Source organism: Kineococcus terrestris (assembly GCF_041020755.1).
Taxonomy (GTDB): Bacteria; Actinomycetota; Actinomycetes; order Actinomycetales; family Kineococcaceae; genus Kineococcus; species Kineococcus terrestris.
Genome location: NZ_JBEUEI010000053.1, coordinates 1 through 19,367, shown reverse-complemented (window position 1 = coordinate 19,367; position 19,367 = coordinate 1). Strand labels below are relative to the sequence as shown.

15 protein-coding genes are annotated in these 19,367 nt (G+C 78.1%); 7 read left to right on the top strand and 8 right to left on the bottom strand.

The window, feature by feature from the left end; all coding sequences use genetic code 11:
- The first annotated feature begins 145 nt into the window (after positions 1-145).
- Positions 146-3,322, top strand: coding sequence for a bifunctional [glutamine synthetase] adenylyltransferase/[glutamine synthetase]-adenylyl-L-tyrosine phosphorylase (locus AB8M62_RS19355; protein ID WP_369070586.1), 3,177 nt, complete (start codon positions 146-148; stop codon positions 3,320-3,322).
- A 223-nt stretch (positions 3,323-3,545) separates the two neighbouring features.
- On the top strand, positions 3,546-4,328 hold the full coding sequence (locus AB8M62_RS19350; protein ID WP_369070585.1) for an LGFP repeat-containing protein: 783 nt from the start codon (positions 3,546-3,548) through the stop codon (positions 4,326-4,328).
- A 39-nt stretch (positions 4,329-4,367) separates the two neighbouring features.
- On the opposite strand, the gene AB8M62_RS19345 is transcribed toward AB8M62_RS19350, so the two are convergent.
- On the bottom strand, positions 4,368-5,207 hold the full coding sequence (locus AB8M62_RS19345; protein ID WP_369070584.1) for a discoidin domain-containing protein: 840 nt from the start codon (positions 5,205-5,207) through the stop codon (positions 4,368-4,370).
- Positions 5,208-5,468: 261 nt separating this feature from the next.
- Between AB8M62_RS19345 and AB8M62_RS19340 the strand changes: the two genes are divergently transcribed.
- Together AB8M62_RS19340 and AB8M62_RS19335 are read left to right on the top strand one after the other, a co-directional pair.
- A complete protein-coding gene (locus AB8M62_RS19340; RefSeq protein WP_369070583.1) occupies positions 5,469-6,467 on the top strand; it encodes an acetamidase/formamidase family protein in 999 nt (332 codons plus the stop codon).
- A gap of 96 nt (positions 6,468-6,563) precedes the next feature.
- Positions 6,564-8,222, top strand: coding sequence for an SLC13 family permease (locus AB8M62_RS19335; protein WP_369070582.1), 1,659 nt, complete (start codon positions 6,564-6,566; stop codon positions 8,220-8,222).
- 96 nt (positions 8,223-8,318) lie between these two features.
- Here AB8M62_RS19335 and glnA read toward each other — a convergent pair whose 3' ends face one another.
- Positions 8,319-9,743, bottom strand: coding sequence for a type I glutamate--ammonia ligase (glnA, locus tag AB8M62_RS19330; protein WP_369054756.1), 1,425 nt, complete (start codon positions 9,741-9,743; stop codon positions 8,319-8,321).
- Positions 9,744-9,974: 231 nt separating this feature from the next.
- Between glnA and AB8M62_RS19325 the strand changes: the two genes are divergently transcribed.
- Positions 9,975-10,406, top strand: coding sequence for an RDD family protein (locus tag AB8M62_RS19325; protein ID WP_369070581.1), 432 nt, complete (start codon positions 9,975-9,977; stop codon positions 10,404-10,406).
- Positions 10,407-10,454: 48 nt separating this feature from the next.
- Here the strand turns inward: AB8M62_RS19325 and AB8M62_RS19320 are convergent, their stop codons facing one another.
- The 3 genes from AB8M62_RS19320 to AB8M62_RS19310 are packed head-to-tail and all read right to left on the bottom strand — an operon-like array spanning position 10,455 to position 13,694.
- A complete protein-coding gene (locus AB8M62_RS19320) occupies positions 10,455-11,192 on the bottom strand; it encodes a DUF4191 domain-containing protein (RefSeq protein ID WP_369070580.1) in 738 nt (245 codons plus the stop codon).
- Positions 11,193-11,227: 35 nt separating this feature from the next.
- Positions 11,228-12,229, bottom strand: coding sequence for a lipoyl synthase (gene lipA, locus AB8M62_RS19315; RefSeq protein WP_369054760.1), 1,002 nt, complete (start codon positions 12,227-12,229; stop codon positions 11,228-11,230).
- Positions 12,230-12,239: 10 nt separating this feature from the next.
- On the bottom strand, positions 12,240-13,694 hold the full coding sequence (locus tag AB8M62_RS19310; protein WP_369070579.1) for a serine hydrolase domain-containing protein: 1,455 nt from the start codon (positions 13,692-13,694) through the stop codon (positions 12,240-12,242).
- A gap of 73 nt (positions 13,695-13,767) precedes the next feature.
- On the opposite strand from AB8M62_RS19310, the gene AB8M62_RS19305 reads away from it, so the two are divergent.
- Positions 13,768-14,691: an LLM class F420-dependent oxidoreductase gene (locus tag AB8M62_RS19305; protein WP_369070578.1), complete on the top strand. Its 924-nt coding sequence runs from the start codon at positions 13,768-13,770 to the stop codon at positions 14,689-14,691.
- A 41-nt stretch (positions 14,692-14,732) separates the two neighbouring features.
- Here AB8M62_RS19305 and lipB read toward each other — a convergent pair whose 3' ends face one another.
- The 3 genes from lipB to AB8M62_RS19290 all read right to left on the bottom strand — a co-directional run bounded on the left by lipB (position 14,733) and on the right by AB8M62_RS19290 (position 17,530).
- Entirely contained in the window at positions 14,733-15,389 is a 657-nt protein-coding gene (lipB, locus tag AB8M62_RS19300; protein WP_369070587.1) for a lipoyl(octanoyl) transferase LipB, read from the bottom strand.
- A 91-nt stretch (positions 15,390-15,480) separates the two neighbouring features.
- Positions 15,481-16,236, bottom strand: a complete 756-nt coding sequence (locus AB8M62_RS19295; RefSeq protein ID WP_369070577.1) for a Type 1 glutamine amidotransferase-like domain-containing protein — start codon at positions 16,234-16,236, stop codon at positions 15,481-15,483.
- A complete protein-coding gene (locus AB8M62_RS19290; protein WP_369070576.1) occupies positions 16,226-17,530 on the bottom strand; it encodes an FAD-dependent oxidoreductase in 1,305 nt (434 codons plus the stop codon). Before AB8M62_RS19290 ends, AB8M62_RS19295 begins: the two co-directional genes overlap by 11 nt.
- Positions 17,531-17,753: 223 nt before the next feature.
- Between AB8M62_RS19290 and AB8M62_RS19285 the strand changes: the two genes are divergently transcribed.
- Positions 17,754-19,367 (top strand): serine/threonine-protein kinase (locus AB8M62_RS19285; RefSeq protein ID WP_369070575.1); only part of this gene is annotated, 1,614 nt, incomplete at its 3' end.

Sequence of the window (19,367 nt, the reverse complement as noted above, 5' to 3'; positions counted from 1 at the left end):
CGCCGCCGCGGCGGCGCGGGCGGTGTCCGGGTCGGCCACCGCGGGGACCACGGCGCCGCTGACGGACCGGTGCATCGTGCGGGGGGGGGGGGGGGGCGCCGGCCCCCCCGCCCCCCCCCCCCCCCGCGCGAGGAGGGTGAACCCCGTGACCCCGCCCAGCCCCCCGCCCGGCCCCCCGCCCGGCCCTGCGGCCTCGCGCACCGGCGGCCGGCGCACCAGCGTCCTGGCGCTGCTGGCCCGCGCCGGCTTCGACGACCCGCGCCGGGCCGTGCGCCTGCTGCGCGACCCCGCCCTGCGCGAGGTCGTGCCGCCGCTGGACGACGTGCCCGACGACGAGGCCCTCGTGCCCGACGAGCGCACCGCCGCCCTGCTGCGGGCGCTGGGACGCACCGCCGACCCCGACCAGGGGCTGCTGGGCCTGGTGCGCTTCGCCGAGGCCGTGCGCGCCGGCGGCGGGGACCCCGACCTGCTGCACCTGCTGCCCGGGCCGGGCGGCGGCGACGCCCGCCCGGGCGGGCGGGTCCCCGAGGACGTCGAGGGCACCCGGGAGCGGCTGCTGGCCGTCCTCGGCGGGTCCGTCGCCCTCACCGACCACCTCGTGCGCCACCCGGCGCACTGGCGCGCGCTGACCTCCGGCGCGCCCACCGGCGCCGCCGCCGCCCGCGCCGAGCTGCTGCGCGCCGTGGGCGCCGACCCGGACGCCGACGTGCCCGTCGCCGGCGAGGGCCCGGTCGACGCGGGCCTCGACGCGGGCGACGCCCTGCGGGTGGCCTACCGCCGCCGGCTGCTGGCCCTGGCCGGGCGCGACCTGGCCGCGCCCGAGCCGACGGCCGTGCTGCACTCGGTGGCCGCCGAGCTGGCCGACCTGGCCGCCGCCGCCCTGGACGCCGCCCTGGCCGTCACGCGAGCCGGCCTGCCCGGCCAGGGACGCGCCGCCCGCCTGGCCGTCATCGGCATGGGCAAGACCGGCGGCCGGGAGCTGAACTACCTGTCCGACGTCGACGTCGTGCACGTCGTCGAGCCCGCCGACGGCGCCACCGAGGCCGAGGCGCTGGAGGTGGGCACCCGGCTGGCCGCCGGCCTGGCCAAGGTGTGCTCGGCGCCCACCGGCGAGGGCGCCCTGTGGGAGGTCGACGCCGCCCTGCGCCCGGAGGGCAAGGCCGGCCCGCTCGTGCGCACCCTGGCCAGCCACCTGGAGTACTACCGGCGCTGGGCCCGCACCTGGGAGTTCCAGGCCCTGCTCAAGGCCCGTCCCGTCGCCGGCGACGCGGCCCTGGGGCGCGCCTACCTGGAGGGTGTCGCGGGCTTCGTGTGGGCCGCGCCCGGGCGCGAGGGGTTCGTCGAGGACGTGCAGGCCATGCGCCGGCGCGTGGAGGCGCACATCCCCGCCCGCGACGCCGACCGCCAGCTGAAGCTGGGCAGCGGCGGCCTGCGCGACGTGGAGTTCTCCATCCAGCTGCTGCAGATGGTCCACGGCCGCACCGACGAGCGGTTGCGCCAGAGCTCGAACACCCTGGAGGCCCTCGACGCCCTGGCCGCGTTCGGCTACGTCGGCCGGCACGACGCCGGCGAGCTGGACCGCGACTACCGCCTGCTGCGCTCCCTGGAGCACCGCATCCAGGTCCACCGGCTGCGCCGCACCCACGTCGTGCCCACCGCGAGCGCCGACCGCCGCCGGCTGGGGCGCGCGCTGCGGCTGCCCGGCGACCCCGAGGAGGGCCTGGACCGCCTGTGGCGGGCCACCCGCCGCGACGTGCGGCGCCTGCACGAGAAGCTCTTCTACCGCCCGCTGGTCTCCGCGGTGGCGCGCCTGGCGCCCGAGGACGCCCGCCTGGACGCCCGCCTGAGCCCGGAGGCGGCCCGCGAGCGCCTGGCCGCCCTCGGCTACCGCGACCCGGCCGGTGCGCTGCGCCACCTGGAGGCGCTGACCGCCGGCGTCAGCCGCCGCGCCAGCATCCAGAAGACCCTGCTGCCGGTCATGCTCGCCTGGCTGGCCGACGGCGCCGACCCCGACGCCGGGCTGCTGGCCTTCCGGCAGGTCTCCGAGGCGCTGGCCGGCGCCCACTGGTACCTGACGATGCTGCGCGACAGCGGTGCGGCCGCCGAGCGCCTGGCCTACGTGCTGTCGGCGGCGCGCACGCCCGCGGACCTGCTGCTCCGCAGCCCCGAGGCCGTCGCCGTCCTCGCCGACGACGAGCGCCTGGCCCCCTACGACGTCGCCGACGTCCTGGAGGCCGCCGAGGCCGCCGCGCAGCGCCGCCCCGACGCCGGGTCGGCGGTGGCCGCCGCGCGCGGCGTGCGCCGGCGCGAGCTGTTCCGCACCGTCGTGGCCGACCTCGTCGGCGTGCGGGACCTGGCCGGGGTGGGTGCCGCGCTCGCCGACGCCGACCAGGCCGTGCTGGAGGTGGCGCTGCGGGTCGCGGTCGCCGAGGTCCGGCGCCGCAGCGGGCAGGACGTGCCCACCCGTCTGCTCGTCGTCGGGATGGGCCGCCTGGGCGGGCGCGAGACCGGCTACGGCAGCGACGCCGACGTGCTGTGCGTGCACCGGCCGCTGCCGGGCGCCGACGCCACGCGGGCGCAGAAGGCGGCGCTGGAGGTCGTGGGGGAGCTGCGCCGCCAGCTGGCCGCGGCCGGCCCGGAACCGGCGCTGGAGGTGGACGCCGACCTGCGCCCGGAGGGCCGCAACGGGCCGCTGGTGCGCTCGCTGGACTCCTACCGCGCCTACTACGCCCGCTGGTCGCAGCCGTGGGAGGCGCAGGCGCTGCTGCGCGCGCGCCCCGTGGCCGGCGACATGGACCTCGGCGAGGAGTTCCTCGCGCTGGTCGACCCGCTGCGCTGGCCCGCCGGCGGGCTGTCGGAGGCCGACGTGCGCGAGGTGCGCCGGGTCAAGGCGCGGGTGGAGTCCGAGCGGCTGCCGCGCGGCGCCGACCCGCACCGGCACCTGAAGCTGGGCCGCGGCGGCACCTCCGACGTGGAGTGGACCGCGCAGCTGCTGCAGCTGCGCGGCGCGGGCGAGCACGAGGCGCTGCGCACCACCTCCACCCGCGCCGCCCTGGCCGGGGCGGTCCGCGCCGGGCTGCTGGAGGCCGAGGACCACGAGGTGCTGCTGAGCGCGTGGGAGCTGGCCACCCGGGCGCGCAACGCCGTGGCCCTGTGGCGGGGCAAGCCGGGCGACTCGCTGCCCACCACGCGCCGCGACCTGGACGGCGTGGCCCGGCTGTTCGGCTTCGAGCCGGGCGCGGCCGCGGAGTTCGAGGAGCTGTACCTGCGCACCACGCGGCGGGCGCGGGGGGTCGTCGAGCGCGTCCTGTACGGGCGCTGAGACGGGTCCCGCGGGAGCGCCGGCGACGGGCGGGGCGCGCTCGTCCCCGCCGCCACCTCGGCGCGCGGGGTGCCGGACCTGAGCGTCGACGACGGAACGTCACCGGTTCGTGACCGGTCCGAGGCGCGGGCGTAACGCGCGGGGCCCGCGCGGCGATGGAGCCACCGCGTGCCGCGGCCGGCGGCGCGCGCGGGACAGACCCGCCGACCGCGAGGAGACCTGCATGGGCCGCACCCGCCGATCCGCCCGACGGGCGTCCGCCGCCGCCGTCCTGACCGCCGCCGTCCTCGGGAGCGGCCTGCTGGGCGCCGCCCCCGCGGGAGCGGCGACCCGCGACTACCCGTGCGGGGCGGGCACCTGCACCGTGCGCGGTGCCGTGCTCGACAAGTACGACTCGCTGGGCGCCGAGCGCAGCCGCCTGGGCCCGCCCGTGACGAGCGAGGCGCTGCTGCCCGCCGGCGCGTTCAGCGTCTTCCGCGGCGGCTCGATCTACTGGACGCCGGGCACCGGCGCGCACGTCGTCGAGGGCCGGATCCGCGACCGCTGGGGGTCGCTGGGCTGGGAGGGCGGCGTCCTGGGCTGGCCGACCACCGACGAGATCCCGATCCGCGGCGGCGTCGTGCAGAAGTTCACCGGCGGGCTGGTCTACTTCAGCCCCGCCACGGGCGCCCGCGAGGTGCGCGGCGCGATCCTGGAGCGCTACGGCGCCACCCGCAACGAGAACGGCGAGCTCGGCTACCCCGTCAGCGGCGAGAACACCCTGCCCGGCGGCGCGTTCACCGAGTTCCAGGGCGGGTCGATCTACTGGTCGCCGCGCACCGGCGCGCACGTCGTCAAGGGCTTCATCCGCGAGTGGTGGGTCTTCGGGGCGGGCGCCGAGGGCGGCTGGCTGGGCTACCCGCGCACCGGCGAGTACCCCGTCCCGGGCGGCGTGCAGCAGGACTTCGAGGGCGGGCAGGTGCGCTACATCCTCGGCGACGACCGGATCCAGTTCCGCCGCTGGTGAGCCCCGCCGGTGCGACCCCCCGGGTCGCCCACGGACCGCTCACGGGCCGGCGAGGTGGACCTCGCCGAGCGCCGTGCGGTCCGGGGCGCCCGCCGGGGCGGCGCTGGTGCCCGTGAGCACCAGCGTCACCTCGCGCACCTCGACCGGCGCCAGCGCGAGCAGCTGCACCCCGCGCTCGCCGTCGACGAGCTCCTGCCGGACGGCGGGGCCGCCGTCGAAGGACCACGCGACCTCCAGCACGCGCCGGTTCTGCGGGTAGCGGTCGGTGCCGTCGTGCGGGTCGGTCTTGGCCAGGCCGTTGACGAGGCCGACCTCGCTCAGGCGCCGCGGGCTGTCGAAGCGGAACGTCAGCGCCTCGCCGGCGGCGTCGCCGTCCGCGCGCCAGGCGGTCGAGGGGTCGCCGTCCAGGAGGTTGGCCGCCGCGTAGCGCGTGCGGGCGCCGCCCGCGTCGACGCTGTCGGGCGAGGTGCGCGGCGCCGCGGCCACCGCCAGCTCGCGCAGGGGGGCGGCCGGGCCCGGCGGGGCTGGCGCGGCGGGCGCCGTCGCCACCCGCGCGGGGGCCGTCGCGGGGGCCTTCGCGGGGGCCGTCCCGGGGGCCGTCGTCGGGGTGGTCCCCGCCGCGGCGGGTGGTGCGACGGGGGCGCCTGACTCGGCCGCGGTGGCGTCGGCGCCCGCCCGGGCCAGCGACCACAGCGACACGACCGCCGCCGCGGCGACCGCCGTGGCGGCCAGCACCAGCACCGGCCCGGCCCCCGGACGCCGGCGCTCCGCGGGTCCGGGCGCGGCCGGTGCGGGGGTCCCGAGGGCGCCGCCGGTGCCGGTCCGGGTGCGCCCGGGGGCGTGGCCGCACGTCCAGCAGAACCGGTCGCCGGGGCGCATCGCGGCCCGGCAGGCCCGGCAGGTGCGCGCGCGGGCGCGCCGCGGCCCGGACCCGGTGGGCTCGGGAGACCCGGGAGGTCCGGTGGGACCCGGGGACCCGGGAGGGGGCGGGGACGTCGGCACGGGGCACCACCGGGTTCGGCAGGGGGCGGGTGCGCCGCACAGTAGCGGCGGTGATCGCCGCGCGGCGAGGGCGGCTGCCCGGGCGCGCGGGTGGACCGGCGCGGTAGGAAGGGGCTCCCGAGCGGTCCTGGAGGTGCCGTGGACGTCGTGAGCGTCGAGCCGACCCCCGAGCAGTACGCCTGGACGTTCGGCGGCGCGCCGCCGCTGCGCACGGTCCGGCCGGGCACCGTGCTGGACCTGTGGAGCGACGACGCCTTCTGCGGGCGGCTGCGCTCGACCGCGGACCTGGCCTCCGCCCGCCTGGACATGCCGTACGTCAACCCGCAGACCGGTCCGTTCGCCGTCGAGGGCGCCGAGCCGGGCGACACCCTCGTGCTGCACCTCGTCTCGGTCGAGCCGGCCCGCTCCTGGGGCGCCTCGGCGCTCATCCCGTCCTTCGGCGGGCTGACGAGCACCGACCGCACCGCGACCCTGCAGGACCCGCTGCCGGAGCGGACGTGGATCTACCAGGTGGACAGCGCCGCCCGCGCGGTCGCCTTCGAGTCCGCCGACGGCCGCGTCAGCGTCCCGCTGCCGCTGGAGCCGATGCTGGGCACGGTCGGCGTCGCCCCGGCCGCCGGGGAGGTCCGCAGCTCGCTGGTGCCGGACGTGTTCGGCGGCAACATGGACTGCCCCGACGTGCGCGCCGGCACGACGGTGTACCTGCGGGTCAACGTGCCCGGGGCGCTGTTCTCGGTCGGGGACGGGCACTACCGCCAGGGCGAGGGTGAGTCGTGCGGCACCGCCGTGGAGGGTGCCGTGCGCACCCGCCTCGTCGTGGAGCTGCTGAAGGGCGGCGGCCCGGCGTGGCCGCGCCTGGAGGACGACGAGCACCTCGCGGTCGTCGGCAGCGGCCGGCCCCTCGAGGACGCCTGGCGCGCCGGGCAGGTGGACGCCGTGCACTGGCTGGCGCAGCTGACCGGCCTGGACCGCCTGGACGCCTACCAGCTGCTGTCGCAGACCAGCCGGGTGCCGCTGGCCAACGTCGTCGACGCCGCCTACAGCGTCCAGACGAGGCTGCCCAAGCGGCTGCTGCCGCCCGTGGAGGCCTACGGCGGGGTGCACCGGCACCTGCGGGCGCTGGCCGCCGGTCTCTGAGCCGCCCGGGCGCGGCGGGTGTGCCGTCCACGCCCGCCTGCGCCACCATGGGCCAGTCCCACGATCACCGGCTCGACGGAGAGCGAGGACCCGAGGATGAGCACCGAGGACGCCGCCCGGCCGGCCACCGGCCGCAGCGCGGGCACCGGCGCGCGCGAGGACCTGCCCCGCGTGGAGCGCTCCGGCCCGGGGGCCTCCCCGCCGCCGGGCGAGCGCGGCGAGGAGGTCGCCGGTGCCGGGCCCGGCGAGCAGGAGGCCCCGCGGGCGCCGGGGCGGGCGCGCCGGCAGTGGATCGGCCTGGCGCTGGGCCCGCTGCTGGGGGCGCTGCTGTTCGCCGTCCTGCCCGACGGCGGCGGCCTGACGCCAGAGGCGCGGATCACCGCCGCGCTGGTGGTGCTCGTGGCCGTGTGGTGGATGACGGAGGCGCTGCCGCTGGCGGCCACCGCCCTCGTCCCGATCGTCGTCTTCCCCCTGGCCGGGGTCGTCGAGATCGGCACCGCCACGGCCGCCTACGGCGAGCCGACGGTGTTCCTGTTCCTCGGCGGGTTCGCCATCGCCCTGGCGATGCAGCGCTGGAACCTGCACCAGCGCATCGCGCTGGTCACGGTGCGCGCCATCGGGACCAAGCCGACCCGCCTGGTGCTGGGCATCATGGTGGCCACGGCGTTCCTGTCGATGTGGGTGTCCAACACCGCCACCGCGCTGATGATGGTCCCGATCGGGGTCAGCGTCCTGGCGCTCATCGACCGCGAGGCCGGCGGCACCCTCTCGCGCGAGGACGTGCAGCACTTCGGGGCCGGGCTGATGCTGGCGATCGCGTACGCGGCCACGATCGGCGGCCTGGGCACGCTGGTGGGCAGCCCGCCGAACCTCATCATGGCCGGTCTGGTGCAGTCGACGCTGGACGTGGAGGTCAGCTTCGCCGGCTGGATGGCCGTGGGCGTGCCCGTGGCCGCCGTCCTGCTGGTGCTCGCCTGGCTGCTGCTGACCCGGGTGCAGTACCGGCCGCGGATCGGTGAGATCGCCGGCGGCAAGGAGACCATCAGCGCCGAGCTGGGCAAGCTGGGGCGCATGTCGGCGGGGGAGTGGACCGTCGCGGTCGTCTTCGCGGTCACGGCGCTGCTGTGGGTGTTCCGCCAGCCGCTGGGCGACTGGACGGCGCTGACGGGGGCCCTGCCGTTCGTGGGGCGCCTGTCCGACGCGGGCATCGCGATCGCCGCGCTGGTGGCGCTGTTCCTGGTGCCGGTGCGCGGGCAGCGCGGTCGCGCCGCGCTGGACTGGAGCACCCTGCAGAAGGGCGTGCCCTGGGGCGTGCTGCTGCTGTTCGGCGGCGGGCTGTCGATGGCCGCGGCCATCCAGGAGAGCGGTCTGGACGAGTACATCGGCCAGCGGTTCAGCGGGCTGTCGGCGCTGCCGGTCGTCCTGCTCGTCGCCGCCGTCGCCCTGGGCATCCTCGCCCTGACCGAGCTGACGTCGAACACGGCCACCGCCGCCACGTTCCTGCCGGTGCTGGCCGGGATCGCGGGGGGCGTCGGGATCGACCCGCTGCTGCTGCTGGTGCCCGCCGCGATGGCCGCCACCTGCGCGTTCATGCTGCCGGTGGGGACCCCGCCCAACGCCATCGTCTTCGGCACCGGCCGGGTGACGATGGGGCAGATGATCCGCAGCGGCGTCTGGCTCAACCTGGCCGCCGTCGTGGTGCTCACCGCGGGCGTCTACGCCCTCGGCCCCTGGGCGCTGGGCATCGCCTTCTGAGGCGGCGCCCCGCGGACGCCCCGCACGACGCGGGCCGCCGGCACCACCGCCCGTGGGGCGGGGTGCCGGCGGCCCGCGTCGTGCGGTCGGCGACCGTCAGATGTCGTAGTACAGCTCGAACTCGTGCGGGTGCGGGCGCAGGCGGATCGGGTCCACCTCGTTGGTGCGCTTGTAGTCGATCCACGTCTCGATGAGGTCGGGCGTGAACACGCCGCCGTCGAGCAGGTACTCGTGGTCGGCCTCGAGCGCGTCGAGGACCGCGGGCAGCGAGTACGGGACCGTCTTGATGTTCGCGTGCTCCTCGGGCGGGAGCTCGTAGAGGTCCTTGTCGATCGGGTCGGCCGGCTCGATGCGGTTCTTGATGCCGTCCAGGCCCGCCATGAGCTGCGCGGCGAACGCCAGGTACGGGTTCGCCGACGGGTCCGGCACGCGGAACTCGATGCGCTTGGCCTTCGGCGAGCTGCCCGTGATCGGGATGCGGATGCACGCCGAGCGGTTGCGGGCCGAGTAGACCAGGTTGACCGGCGCCTCGAAGCCCGGCACCAGGCGGTGGAAGGAGTTCACCGTCGGGTTGGTGAAGGCCAGCAGCGACGGGGCGTGGTGCAGCAGGCCGCCGATGTACCAGCGGGCGAGGTCGGACAGGCCGCCGTAGCCCTTCTCGTCGTAGAAGAGCGGCTCGCCGTCCTTCCACAGCGACTGGTGGCAGTGCATGCCGGAGCCGTTGTCGCCGAACAGCGGCTTGGGCATGAACGTCACCGTGCGGCCGTTGCGCATCGCGACGTTCTTGATGATGTACTTGAAGAGCAGCAGCTGGTCGCCGGCGTTCTTCAGCGTGTCGAACCTGTAGTTGATCTCCGCCTGGCCGGCGGTGCCGACCTCGTGGTGGGCGCGCTCGACCTTCAGGCCCGCCTTCTCCAGCTCCACGACCATCTCGTCGCGCAGGTCGGCGAAGTGGTCGATCGGCGGCACGGGGAAGTACCCGCCCTTGTAGCGGGTCTTGTACCCGAGGTTGCCGCCGTCCTCCTTGCGGCCGGTGTTCCACGCCGCCTCGACGGAGTCGATGTGGTAGTACGACTCGCGCTGGTTCGTCTCGAACCGCACGTCGTCGAAGATGTAGAACTCGGCCTCGGGGCCGAAGAAGACGGTGTCGGCGATGCCGGTCGTCTTCAGGTGCGCCTCCGCCTTGGCGGCGATGTTGCGCGGGTCGCGGCTGTACGGCTCGTCCGTGAACGGGTCCACGATCGAGTGGTTGATGACCAGCGTCTTCTCGGCCCGGAAGGGGTCGAGGAAGGCCGACGTCGGGTCCGCGATGAGCTTCATGTCCGACTCGTGGATGGCCTGGAAGCCGCGGATCGACGAGCCGTCGAACATCTGGCCCTCGGTGAGGGCGTCCGCGTCCACCGTGGAGGCCGGCACCGTGAAGTGCTGCATCACGCCGGGGAGGTCGCAGAAGCGGATGTCGACGAACTTGACGTCGTTGTCGCTGATGAACTTCAGGACCTCTTCGGAGTTGCTGAACATCCAACCTCCAGGAACGGGTCGGGGGCCCGTGCTCGGGCCGCCGCGGACGCGCCGACGGTAGGCGGACGCCGTTTCGCGTCCGTGTCGGCGATGTTTCGGCGACGTTACCGGGCCGACCCCGCGGTGGGCGAGCGCCCGTCCCGCGGGTCGCGGCGGCCGCCCGCGCCCACCGCCACCCGGCCACCGCCACCTGCCCGCCGGTGCCGCGCGGGCGCGACGTAGCCTGCCCGGGTGAGTGCGCGCGCGACCGACGCCGGCGGGACCGGGCCGCGGGAGCCGGTGCCCGGCGTCCGGCTCGGCCTGCCCGCCTCCGGGCCCGGCTCGGTGCCCGGCTGGGGCCGGCGGATCGCCGGTCTGGCCGTCGACTGGGCGGTGGCCACCCTCATCGCCCGCACGTTCCTGGCCGACAGCGTCGGCACCGACTTCGGGCCGCTGCTGGTGTGGGCGCTGATGCACCTGCTGCTCGTGTCCACGACCGGCACCACCGTCGGGCACGCCGTGGCCGGCACGGCCGTGCGGCGCCTGGACGGGCGCGCCGTGGGGCTGGCCCGGGGCCTGGCCCGCGCGGTCCTGCTCGTGCTCGTCGTCCCCGCCGTGGTCACCGACCCCGACCGGCGGGGCCTGCACGACCGCGCCGCCGGCACCGTCGTCGTCCGCCGCTGAACGCGGTCCGCCCCCGGCCGTGGGCCGGGGGCGGGCTCGGGGAGCGCGTCAGCGCCCGCGCATCGCGCGGCGGTCCGGCCGCGCGCGCAGCGGGTCGATGCCCTGCGGCACCGGCGGGCGGATCCCGCCCAGGGCCCGCAGGCGCTTGATCACCGCGGAGACCTCCTGCTTGGTCAGGACCGGCTTCAGCCGCTGGACCTTGGAGGCGACCTTGCGCAGCGGCACCTCGTCGGCGCCGCCGCCGTTGCCGACCGTGAAGGTGTGCACGGTCACGTTGGGCAGCACGCGGGCCACCTTGCGCCGCTCGGCCTCGAGCAGCTTGCGCACCCGCTGCGGCGGGCCGTCGCCGACGAGCACGACCCCGGCGCGGCCCACCGCGCGGAAGACCATGTCCTGCGAGCGCGGGTCGATCGCCACCGGCTCCTGCTCGACGTTCCAGCCGCGGCGGATGGAGCTCAGCGCCGCACCCGTGGCGCCCTTCTGGCCCTCGAGGTTCATGTACGCCGCGCGCTCGGCCCGCCGGGCCAGCACGATCATCGCCGCCAGCACGCCCAGGCCCAGGCCGATGACGGCCCAGTAGATCCAGAAGCCCACCGAGGAGGTGCCGAAGGCGAAGCCCAGCCCGATCGCCAGGACGAAGGGCACCGCCAGCGCCAGGAGCATCCACCAGCGGGTCACCGGGTCGACCCGCACGGTCATGTCGTAGACCTGCTTGAGCTGGCGCGTCCGCTTGAACCGCTGCTTCTTCGGCTTCGGAGCGGTGTCGGGTCCCGTGCGGCGTGCCATGGCGCCAGGATACGGCGGCGCGGCGGCCCCCGGTGTCAGCGGGCGAGCAGGCTGGCGGCCTCCTGCGCGGCGGGGGTGTCGCGGTCCAGGTGCGCCAGCTGCTCGGGGATCGCGGTGCCGCGGTGGCGCATCGCCTGCGCCCACAGCCGGCCCGCCCGGTAGGAGGAGCGCACCAGCGGCCCGGCCATCACGCCCGCGAAGCCCAGCCGCTCGGCCTCGGCGGAGAACTCCACGAACCGCTCGGGCTTGACCCAGCGCTCCACCGGGTGGTGCCGCGGGCTGGGCCGCAGGTACTGGGTGATCGTCACGATGTCGCAGCCGGCGCCGCGCAGGTCGGCCAGGGCCTCCACGACCTCCTCGTCGGTCTCGCCCATCCCGAGGATGAGGTTGGACTTCGTCACCAGGCCCGCGTCGCGGCCCTGGGTGATGACGTCCAGCGAGCGCTCGTACCGGAAGGCCGGCCGGATCCGCTTGAAGATGCGCGGCACCGTCTCGACGTTGTGCGCGAAGACCTCCGGGGCGGCGTCGAAGACCTGCTGGAGCAGCTCCGGCTTGCCGTTGAAGTCCGGCACGAGGATCTCCACGCCGGTGCCCTCGTTGAGGGCGTGCACCTGGCGGATCGTCTCCGCGTACAGCCACGCGCCGCCGTCGGCCAGGTCGTCGCGCGCCACCCCGGTGATCGTGGCGTAGCGCAGGCCCATCGTGCGGATGCTCTCGGCCACGCGCCGCGGCTCGTCGCGGTCCAGCGGGGACGGCTTGCCGGTGTCGATCTGGCAGAAGTCGCAGCGGCGGGTGCACTCGGAGCCGCCGATGAGGAAGGTCGCCTCGCGGTCCTCCCAGCACTCGTAGATGTTCGGGCAGCCGGCCTCCTCGCACACCGTGTGCAGGCCGCCCGAGCGCACCAGGCCCTTCAGCTCGGTGTACTCCGGGCCGGTGCGGGCCTTGGTGCGGATCCACGACGGCTTGCGCTCGATGGGCGTCTCGGCGTTGCGCGCCTCGACACGCAGCAGGCGCCGCCCCTCCGGTGCGATGGTCACGGGGTCCAGCCTACGTGCCGCTGCGCGGGCCGCCGCCGGGGCGCCAGCCGCCCGGGTCCACCCCGCCCGGCACGTCGCCGTCCGGGTCGTACGGCGCGCGCGTCAGGCGGAAGCTGGCCAGGTCCAGGTGGCCGACGGACCCGTCCGCGGCGCGCACCACCCGCAGCCGCTCCCCGGCGTAGTAGCCGTCCAGCCCCACCCAGCCGTCCTGCTCGCGCGCGAAGCGGGAGGCGCGCGCCCGCCCCTGCAGGGCCGCCAGCTCGAAGCCGCCGTCGCCGCGCGCGCGCACCGCCAGCGCCGCCGGACCCCAGTACCAGGGGCCCACCAGCTCCAGCACGTCCGCCGGCACCGCCGCCGGCGCCCACGGCGCCGGGAGCGCCGGCTCCAGGCGGTCCAGCACCTCCTGCAGCGAGCGCGCGAGGTCGCCGAAGCCGGTCGTGGAGTTGGTCAGCGCCACCAGGCCCTCGCCGGTGGCCGGGTCCACGCGCAGCAGCGCGACGAACCCCGGCATCGACCCCGAGTGCCCCGCCCAGCGGCGCGCGCCGTCGCTCCACACCTGCAGGCCCAGCCCGTACCCGCTGCTCCAGCCCGCGCCGCGCAGGTCGTCCACGGCGTGCGGGCGGCTCATCTCCGCCACCGAGGCGGCCGCCAGCACGTCCGTGCGCCCGGCCAGGACGCCCGCCCAGCGGGCCAGGTCCTCCACCGTCGACCACAGCTGCCCGGCCGGGGCCATCGCGCCCGCGTCGTGCTCCGGCTCGGGCAGGACGACGTCGGCCCACGGGTGCACGGCCAGCCCCTGCGCGTGCGGGTGCCGCGGGCGCGGGGTCGTGCGGTCCATGCCCAGCGGGCGCAGGAACTGCTCGTCGACCACCTGCGACCACGTCGCGCCGCGCACCCGCCCCAGCAGCTCGCCCAGCACGCCGAAGCCCACGTTGGAGTAGTGGAAGCGGGTGCCGGCGCGGTGGCGCAGCGCCCCCGCGCCCAGGCTCGGGGCCAGCTCCTCCCAGCCGCCGCCGGGCGTGCGCTCCCACCACGGCCCGTCGGTCTCGGCCTGCACGCCGGCCGACTGCGCCAGCAGGTGCCCGACCGTGCGCCCGCCCACCCCGGCCGCGTCCAGCTCCGGCAGGTGGGCGCGCACCGGGTCCTCCAGGGCCAGCAGCCCGTCGTCGCGGGCGCGGACCACCCCGGCGGCGACGAACGTCTTGGTGATCGAGCCGATCCGGTACTGCGTGCCCGGCCCGGCGGCCGGCCCGCCGCCGTCGGCGGCCGTCGTCGCGCCCGCCGCGCCCGTCCAGACCAGCCGCCCGCCGCGCACCACCCCGGCCACCACCGACGGCAGCCGGGAGGAGACCTGCTCGCGGGCCAGGACGCCGTCCAGGGCGCGGGCCGTGGCCGGCAGCAGGTCCGGCGCGCCGGCCGGGCCGGGGGCGGGCGCGGGGGAGGGGTCGGGCGCCGTGGCGGTCATGGACCCGAGGCTGCCAGAGGACCGGCGCGCGGGCGCCGCCCGGCGCGTCCGGGCCGCCCGGCACGATGGGGGCGTGGACTTCCGCATCTTCACCGAGCCCCAGCAGGGCGCGACCTACGAGACGCTGCGACGCGTGGCCGTCGCCGCCGAGGACGCCGGCTACGACGGCTTCTTCCGCTCCGACCACTACCTCGCGATGGGCTCCGAGGGCCTGCCCGGGCCCACCGACGCCTGGACCACCCTGGCCGCGCTGGCCCGCGACACCCGGCGCGTGCGGCTGGGCACCCTCGTCAGCTCCGCCACCTTCCGCCACCCCGGTGTCCTCGCCGTCCAGGTCGCCCAGGTCGACGAGATGTCCGGCGGCCGCGTGGAGCTGGGCCTGGGCACCGGCTGGTACGAGGAGGAGCACCGCGCCTACGGCATCCCCTTCCCGCCGCTGCGCGAGCGCTTCGACCGCCTGGCCGAGCAGCTGGAGGTCGTCACCGGGATGTGGGCCACGCCCGTCGGGTCGACGTTCGACTTCACCGGCGAGCACTACCGGCTGGAGGGCTCCCCGGCGCTGCCCAAGCCCGTGCAGGAGCGGGTGCCCGTCATCGTCGGCGGCGCCGGCAAGCGCCGCACGCCCGCGCTGACCGCCCGCCACGCCACCGAGTACAACGCCGCCTTCGCCGGCGTCGAGGACGCCGCCGCGGCCTACGAGCGGGTGCGCGCCGCCTGCGCCGAGACCGGCCGCGACGCCGGCGAGCTGACGTTCTCCATCGCCCTGCCGGTGTGCGCCGGCCGCGACGACGCCGAGGTGGCCCGCCGCGCCGCGGCCATCGGCCGCACGCCCGAGCAGGCCCGCGCCGGCGGCTTCGCCGGGACGCCGGGGGAGGTCGTCGAGAAGATCAGCCGCTACGCGCAGGTGGGGGCGACGCGCTTCTACCTGCAGGTGCTGGACCTCGACGACCTCGACCACGTCGCCTTCGTGGCCGAGCACGTCCTGCCGCAGCTGTGACGCCGCCGCGCTGAGCGCCGACCCGCCGCGCCCGCGGCGGGTCAGCGCCCGCGCCGGCCGGCCAGGTCCGCGCCGGGCAGCAGCTCCTCGACGACGGCGGCCGCGTCCAGCACGCCCACCCGCGCGCCCGCCTCGGCGCTCAGCGACGTGACCCCCGCGTCCCGCAGGCCGCACGGCACGATCGTCCCGAACCCCAGCAGGTCGGTGTCGCAGTTGAGCGCGAACCCGTGCATGGTCACCCCGCGCGCCACCCGCACGCCGATGGCGGCCACCTTGCGCTCCGGGCGCCGCCCGTCCGCCGGCGACGGCGCGGCGGGGGTCACCCAGACGCCCGTGCGGTCCTCCACGCGGTGCCCGCGCACCCCGAAGCGCGCGGCCGCGTCGATGAGCAGCTGCTCCAGGCGGCGCACGTAGGCGACGACGTCCAGACCGTGCGCCAGGCGCACCAGCGGGTACCCGACGAGCTGACCCGGACCGTGCCAGGTGATGCGCCCGCCGCGGTCGACGTCGACGACGGGCGTGCCGTCGACGGGCCGCTCCCAGGAGTTGGTGCGCTTGCCGGCGGTGTAGACGGGGCGGTGCTCCAGCAGGAGCAGCGTGTCGGGGCGCTCGCCGGCGACGACCTCGGCGTGCAGGCGCCGCTGCAGCTCCCACGCCTCGCCGTACTCGACGAGGTCCTCGCCCAGCCGCACGCGCAGGACCCGCGGCGCCCCGTCCGCCCGCGGGCCCGGGCCGCCGCCCGCTGCGGTGGCCGGGCTGCTGACGACCGGGCTGCTCACGGCGGCGAGCCTACGCCCGTCGCCACGTCCCGTCGGGCGGCAGCAGCCGCGGCTCCAGGCGGGTCTCCACGACCCCGCCGGCCTCGCGGCGCACCACGTACGCCCCGCGGCCGGGGACCTCGGCGACCGCCTCCGCCAGCTCCGTCCCCTCGTACACCAGGCCGACGCCGTCGTCGGTGCAGTGCGTCTCGCCGAGGGTGCCGTCGCCGACCAGGGCGTGCACCAGGGGGCGGCGCCGCTCCTCGCTGTCGTAGTGGACGCCGTTGCCGTACGGCAGGAAGCCCAGGCCGTCGGTGACGGCGCGCAGCTGCGGCCCGTAGGAGTCCGTCGTGCCGCCGGCGTACCAGCAGATCGAGCCGGCGCTCACCCCGCCGAGGACGACCCCGGCCTCCCACGCCTCGCGCAGCGGCCCCTCCAGCCCGTGCGCGCGCCAGACCGCCAGCAGGTTCACCACCGAGCCGCCGCCCACCCACACGACGTCCTGGGCCAGCAGGTGCGCGCGCACGTCGCCCACCGAGGGCATGGGAAACAGGTCCAGCACCGACACGTCCACCCCGGCGCGCCACCCGGCGTCGTGGACGTCGGCGCTGCGGGCGCGCTGGTCGCCGCCGGCGGTGCCCAGCCAGCACAGCCGCGGGCGGCGGCCGGCGGGCACCCGCGCGCGGTCGACCGCGTGGTGCACCAGGCCGGCCAGGTCGAGGCCGCCGCGCTCGGCGCGGCGGAACCCGCCCGAGGTCGCCACGACCGTCGGCCGCTCAGCCGGCACGGCGGCGGCCCAGCCCCAGCCCGTCGAGCACCGCGTCCGCGGCGCGGCGGCCGGAGACCAGCGCGCCCTGCTGGGAGGGGTTCTCGCGGTGGTCGCCGGCCAGGTAGACGCCCTCGCCCAGCTCCACCGGCTTCGGGCCGTCGAACGGCGCCGGCAGCTGCGGCAGCGCGTGCGGCACGACGTGCCGGGCCGCCAGCGTCCAGGAGCGGGTGCTGGTGCCGTAGACCCGGGCCAGCTGCGCGCGCACGGCGGCCTCCTCGTCGGCGCCGCCGCCGGCGCCGTGCACGAGCGCCGACACCAGGGCGCGGCGGCCGTCGGCGGGCTCGAGCACGTACGAGGGGGCCACCGCCGAGACGACCGCGGTGTTGACCACGGGGCCGCTGCGGTCGCCGTCCAGGTGCAGCAGGCGGTCCCGGTCGCCCGGGGCGGGGGAGGAGCCGGACGTGAACCAGTACGTCGTCAGCGCGTGCGAGGCGACCTCCGGCGCGCCGGGGGCGAGGTGCGCCGCGGCGGCGCCCTCGGTGGCCACGACGACCGAGCGGACCGCCACCGCCCCGGCGACCGTCTCCACCAGCAGCGTGCGGGGACCGAAGCCGACGTGCTCGACCTCGGTGCCCAGCACGAGGCTGCCGGCCGGCAGGCCCGCGGCCAGCTGGTCGGGCACGGCCTGCACCCCGCCCGCGGGCAGGCCCGGCGTGCCGCGCAGGAAGCTGCGCACCAGCAGGTCCACGAAGCGGCGCGACGTCGTGCCGTCCACCTCGCCGAGCACGCCCGCCAGGAACGGCTCGACGACCGACCAGCGCAGGTCCCCGTGCACCTCCAGGGCGTCCAGCGCCTCCGCCCAGCCGGAGTCGCGGCGCTTGAGGTCCCCCGGGGAGGTCGCCGCCGCCAGCCAGCGCACGAGCGCCGCCTTCTCCCGCGCCGTGCCCAGCGGGAAGCGCAGCGCCTGCAGCGCCCCCGTCAGGTGGCGGCGGGGGTCGCGCACGGCGTGCACGCGGCCGTGGCGGTGCACCGCGACACCGGCGTCGAAGGGCCGCAGGTCCAGGGCGTCGACGTCCAGGAGGGCCTGCACCTCGGGGTAGGCCGGGTTGAGCAGCTGGAACCCGCGGTCGACCCGGACGCCGTCGACGACCTCCGAGCGCGTCCGGCCGCCGACCCCGTCCTGGGCCTCGACGACGACGACGTCCACCCCGGCGGCGGCCAGGTGCCGCGCGCAGGCGAGCCCGGCCAGGCCGGCTCCCACGACGACGACGTCCGCGGACGAGGGCAACGGGCCGGCGGCGCTCGGGATCACCCGCTGAGCGTATCGGGAGGCTCCCGCGGACGCCGCGCAGCCGCCCGCGCGCGGGCGGTGCCCGCTCTGGGCGCGACGGGTGGTCCCGGACGCCTCGCGCGTCCCGCCCGCACCACCGGCCACGGCGGTGCGGCGTCCCGCGCCCTCGCCGCGGTCCGCGCCCGGGCCGCCGGCCTGTGGACGACGGCCCGGGGAGGTCGCGGGCGTGCGGTTCAGTGGCGCCGTGCACGAGGACGGGGCGGGACGCGGGGAGCCGGACGCCGGGACGGGGCGGCACACCGCCGCGCCCGGCGGCGACGGGCCGGGCGGCGACGGGCCGGGCGGTGGCGGGCCGGGCGGTGGCGAGCTGCCGGAGGTGGTCCTGGCCCGCGGGGCGCGCCGCGCGGCGCTGGCCCGCCTGGCCGACGAGCTGGCCGTGCGGGCGCCCGTCGTCGACGGCTACGCCGTGGGCGAGCTCATCGGCGCCGGGGCGACCAGCGCGGTGTGGTCCGGCACGGGCCCCGACGGCGTGCCGCGCGCCCTGAAGGTCCTGCAGCCGGCGTCCGCCGCGGGCGCCGAGCCGCTGCGGGAGCTGGCCCTGCTGCGGCGGGTGCGCCACCCGCGCCTCGTGGCCGTCCACGACATCTCCCGCGACGGCGAGGGCCACCCCGTGCTGGTGCTCGACCTCGCCGCCGGTGGCGGCCTGGCCGGCGTCCTGGCCGCCCGGCGGCGCCTCGGCGTGGGGGAGGTGGCCGGGCTGGTGTCCGTGCTGGGGCCCGCCCTCGACGACCTGCACGCCGCCGGCGTGGTCCACGGCGACCTGTCCCCGGGCAACGTGCTGCTCGACGCGCGCGGTGAGCCGCTGCTGGCCGACCTCGGCGTCGCCCGCGCGCTCGGCCACCGGCCCGGGCGCCTGCTGGGCACCCCCGGCTACGCCGACCCCTCCGCGGCCGAGGCCCCCGGGGCCGCCGCGGACGTCTACGGGCTGGCCGCGGTGGCCTGGTGCGCGCTGACCGGGGCGCCGCCGCCGGAGGCGGGCGCCTCCCGCGCGGCCGTGCGGCGCGCGGGCGCCGACCTGCCCCCGGGGACCTCGCAGGAGCTCCTGGAGGCGCTGCGGGAGGGGCTGCACCGCCGTCCCGCGCGCCGCCCGACCGCCGGTGAGCTCGCGGAAGCCGTCCTGACGTGCGCCCGGCCGCGGCCCGTGCGGCTGCCGCAGCGCGCGCCCGCGACGGTCCCGCCGCCGCCGGCGGCCGGCGCCACCACCGGTGCCGGGCTCGCGGCAGCGCCCGCGGAGCAGCTGCTCGCGCCCACGCTGACCCCCGTGCCCGCCGCCCTCGCGGCCGCGGTGACCCGCGACCTGGCACCGCCGGCGGACGCGCAGCACGCCGCGGCCGTGCCCCGCGCCCGGGCGGACGGGACGGTCCCGGCGCGGCCGCGGAGCCCGGGGGCGCCGTCCCCGGCCGGTCGCGCACCCGGGCGGCGTGGTGCACCGCCCCGCGCCCCGCGCGCCCGCCGGCCCGTCCTCGTGGGCGCCGGCGCCCTGGCGGCCCTGCTGGTGGGCGCCGTCGCCACGACCGCGGCGGGGGGCGGGGACCGCGACGGGGACCCGGCCGCTCCCGCGGCGCTCGCCCCGGCGTCGGGTGCCCCGGCGCAGGCGGCCGCCGCGGTCGAGCTGGTGGGCGACCCCGCCGCCGTCCCGGACGCGCCCGCCGGGCCCGCGCGGGCCCCGGCCACCGCCCCCGCGCCCCCCCCCCCCCCGGGGGCGGGCGGGGGGGGGCCCCGCGCCCCCCCCCCCCCCCGCGCGCGCCACCGGGGTGGCGACCGAGCCCACGCTGCGCGACTACTTCCGGCTGCGCCC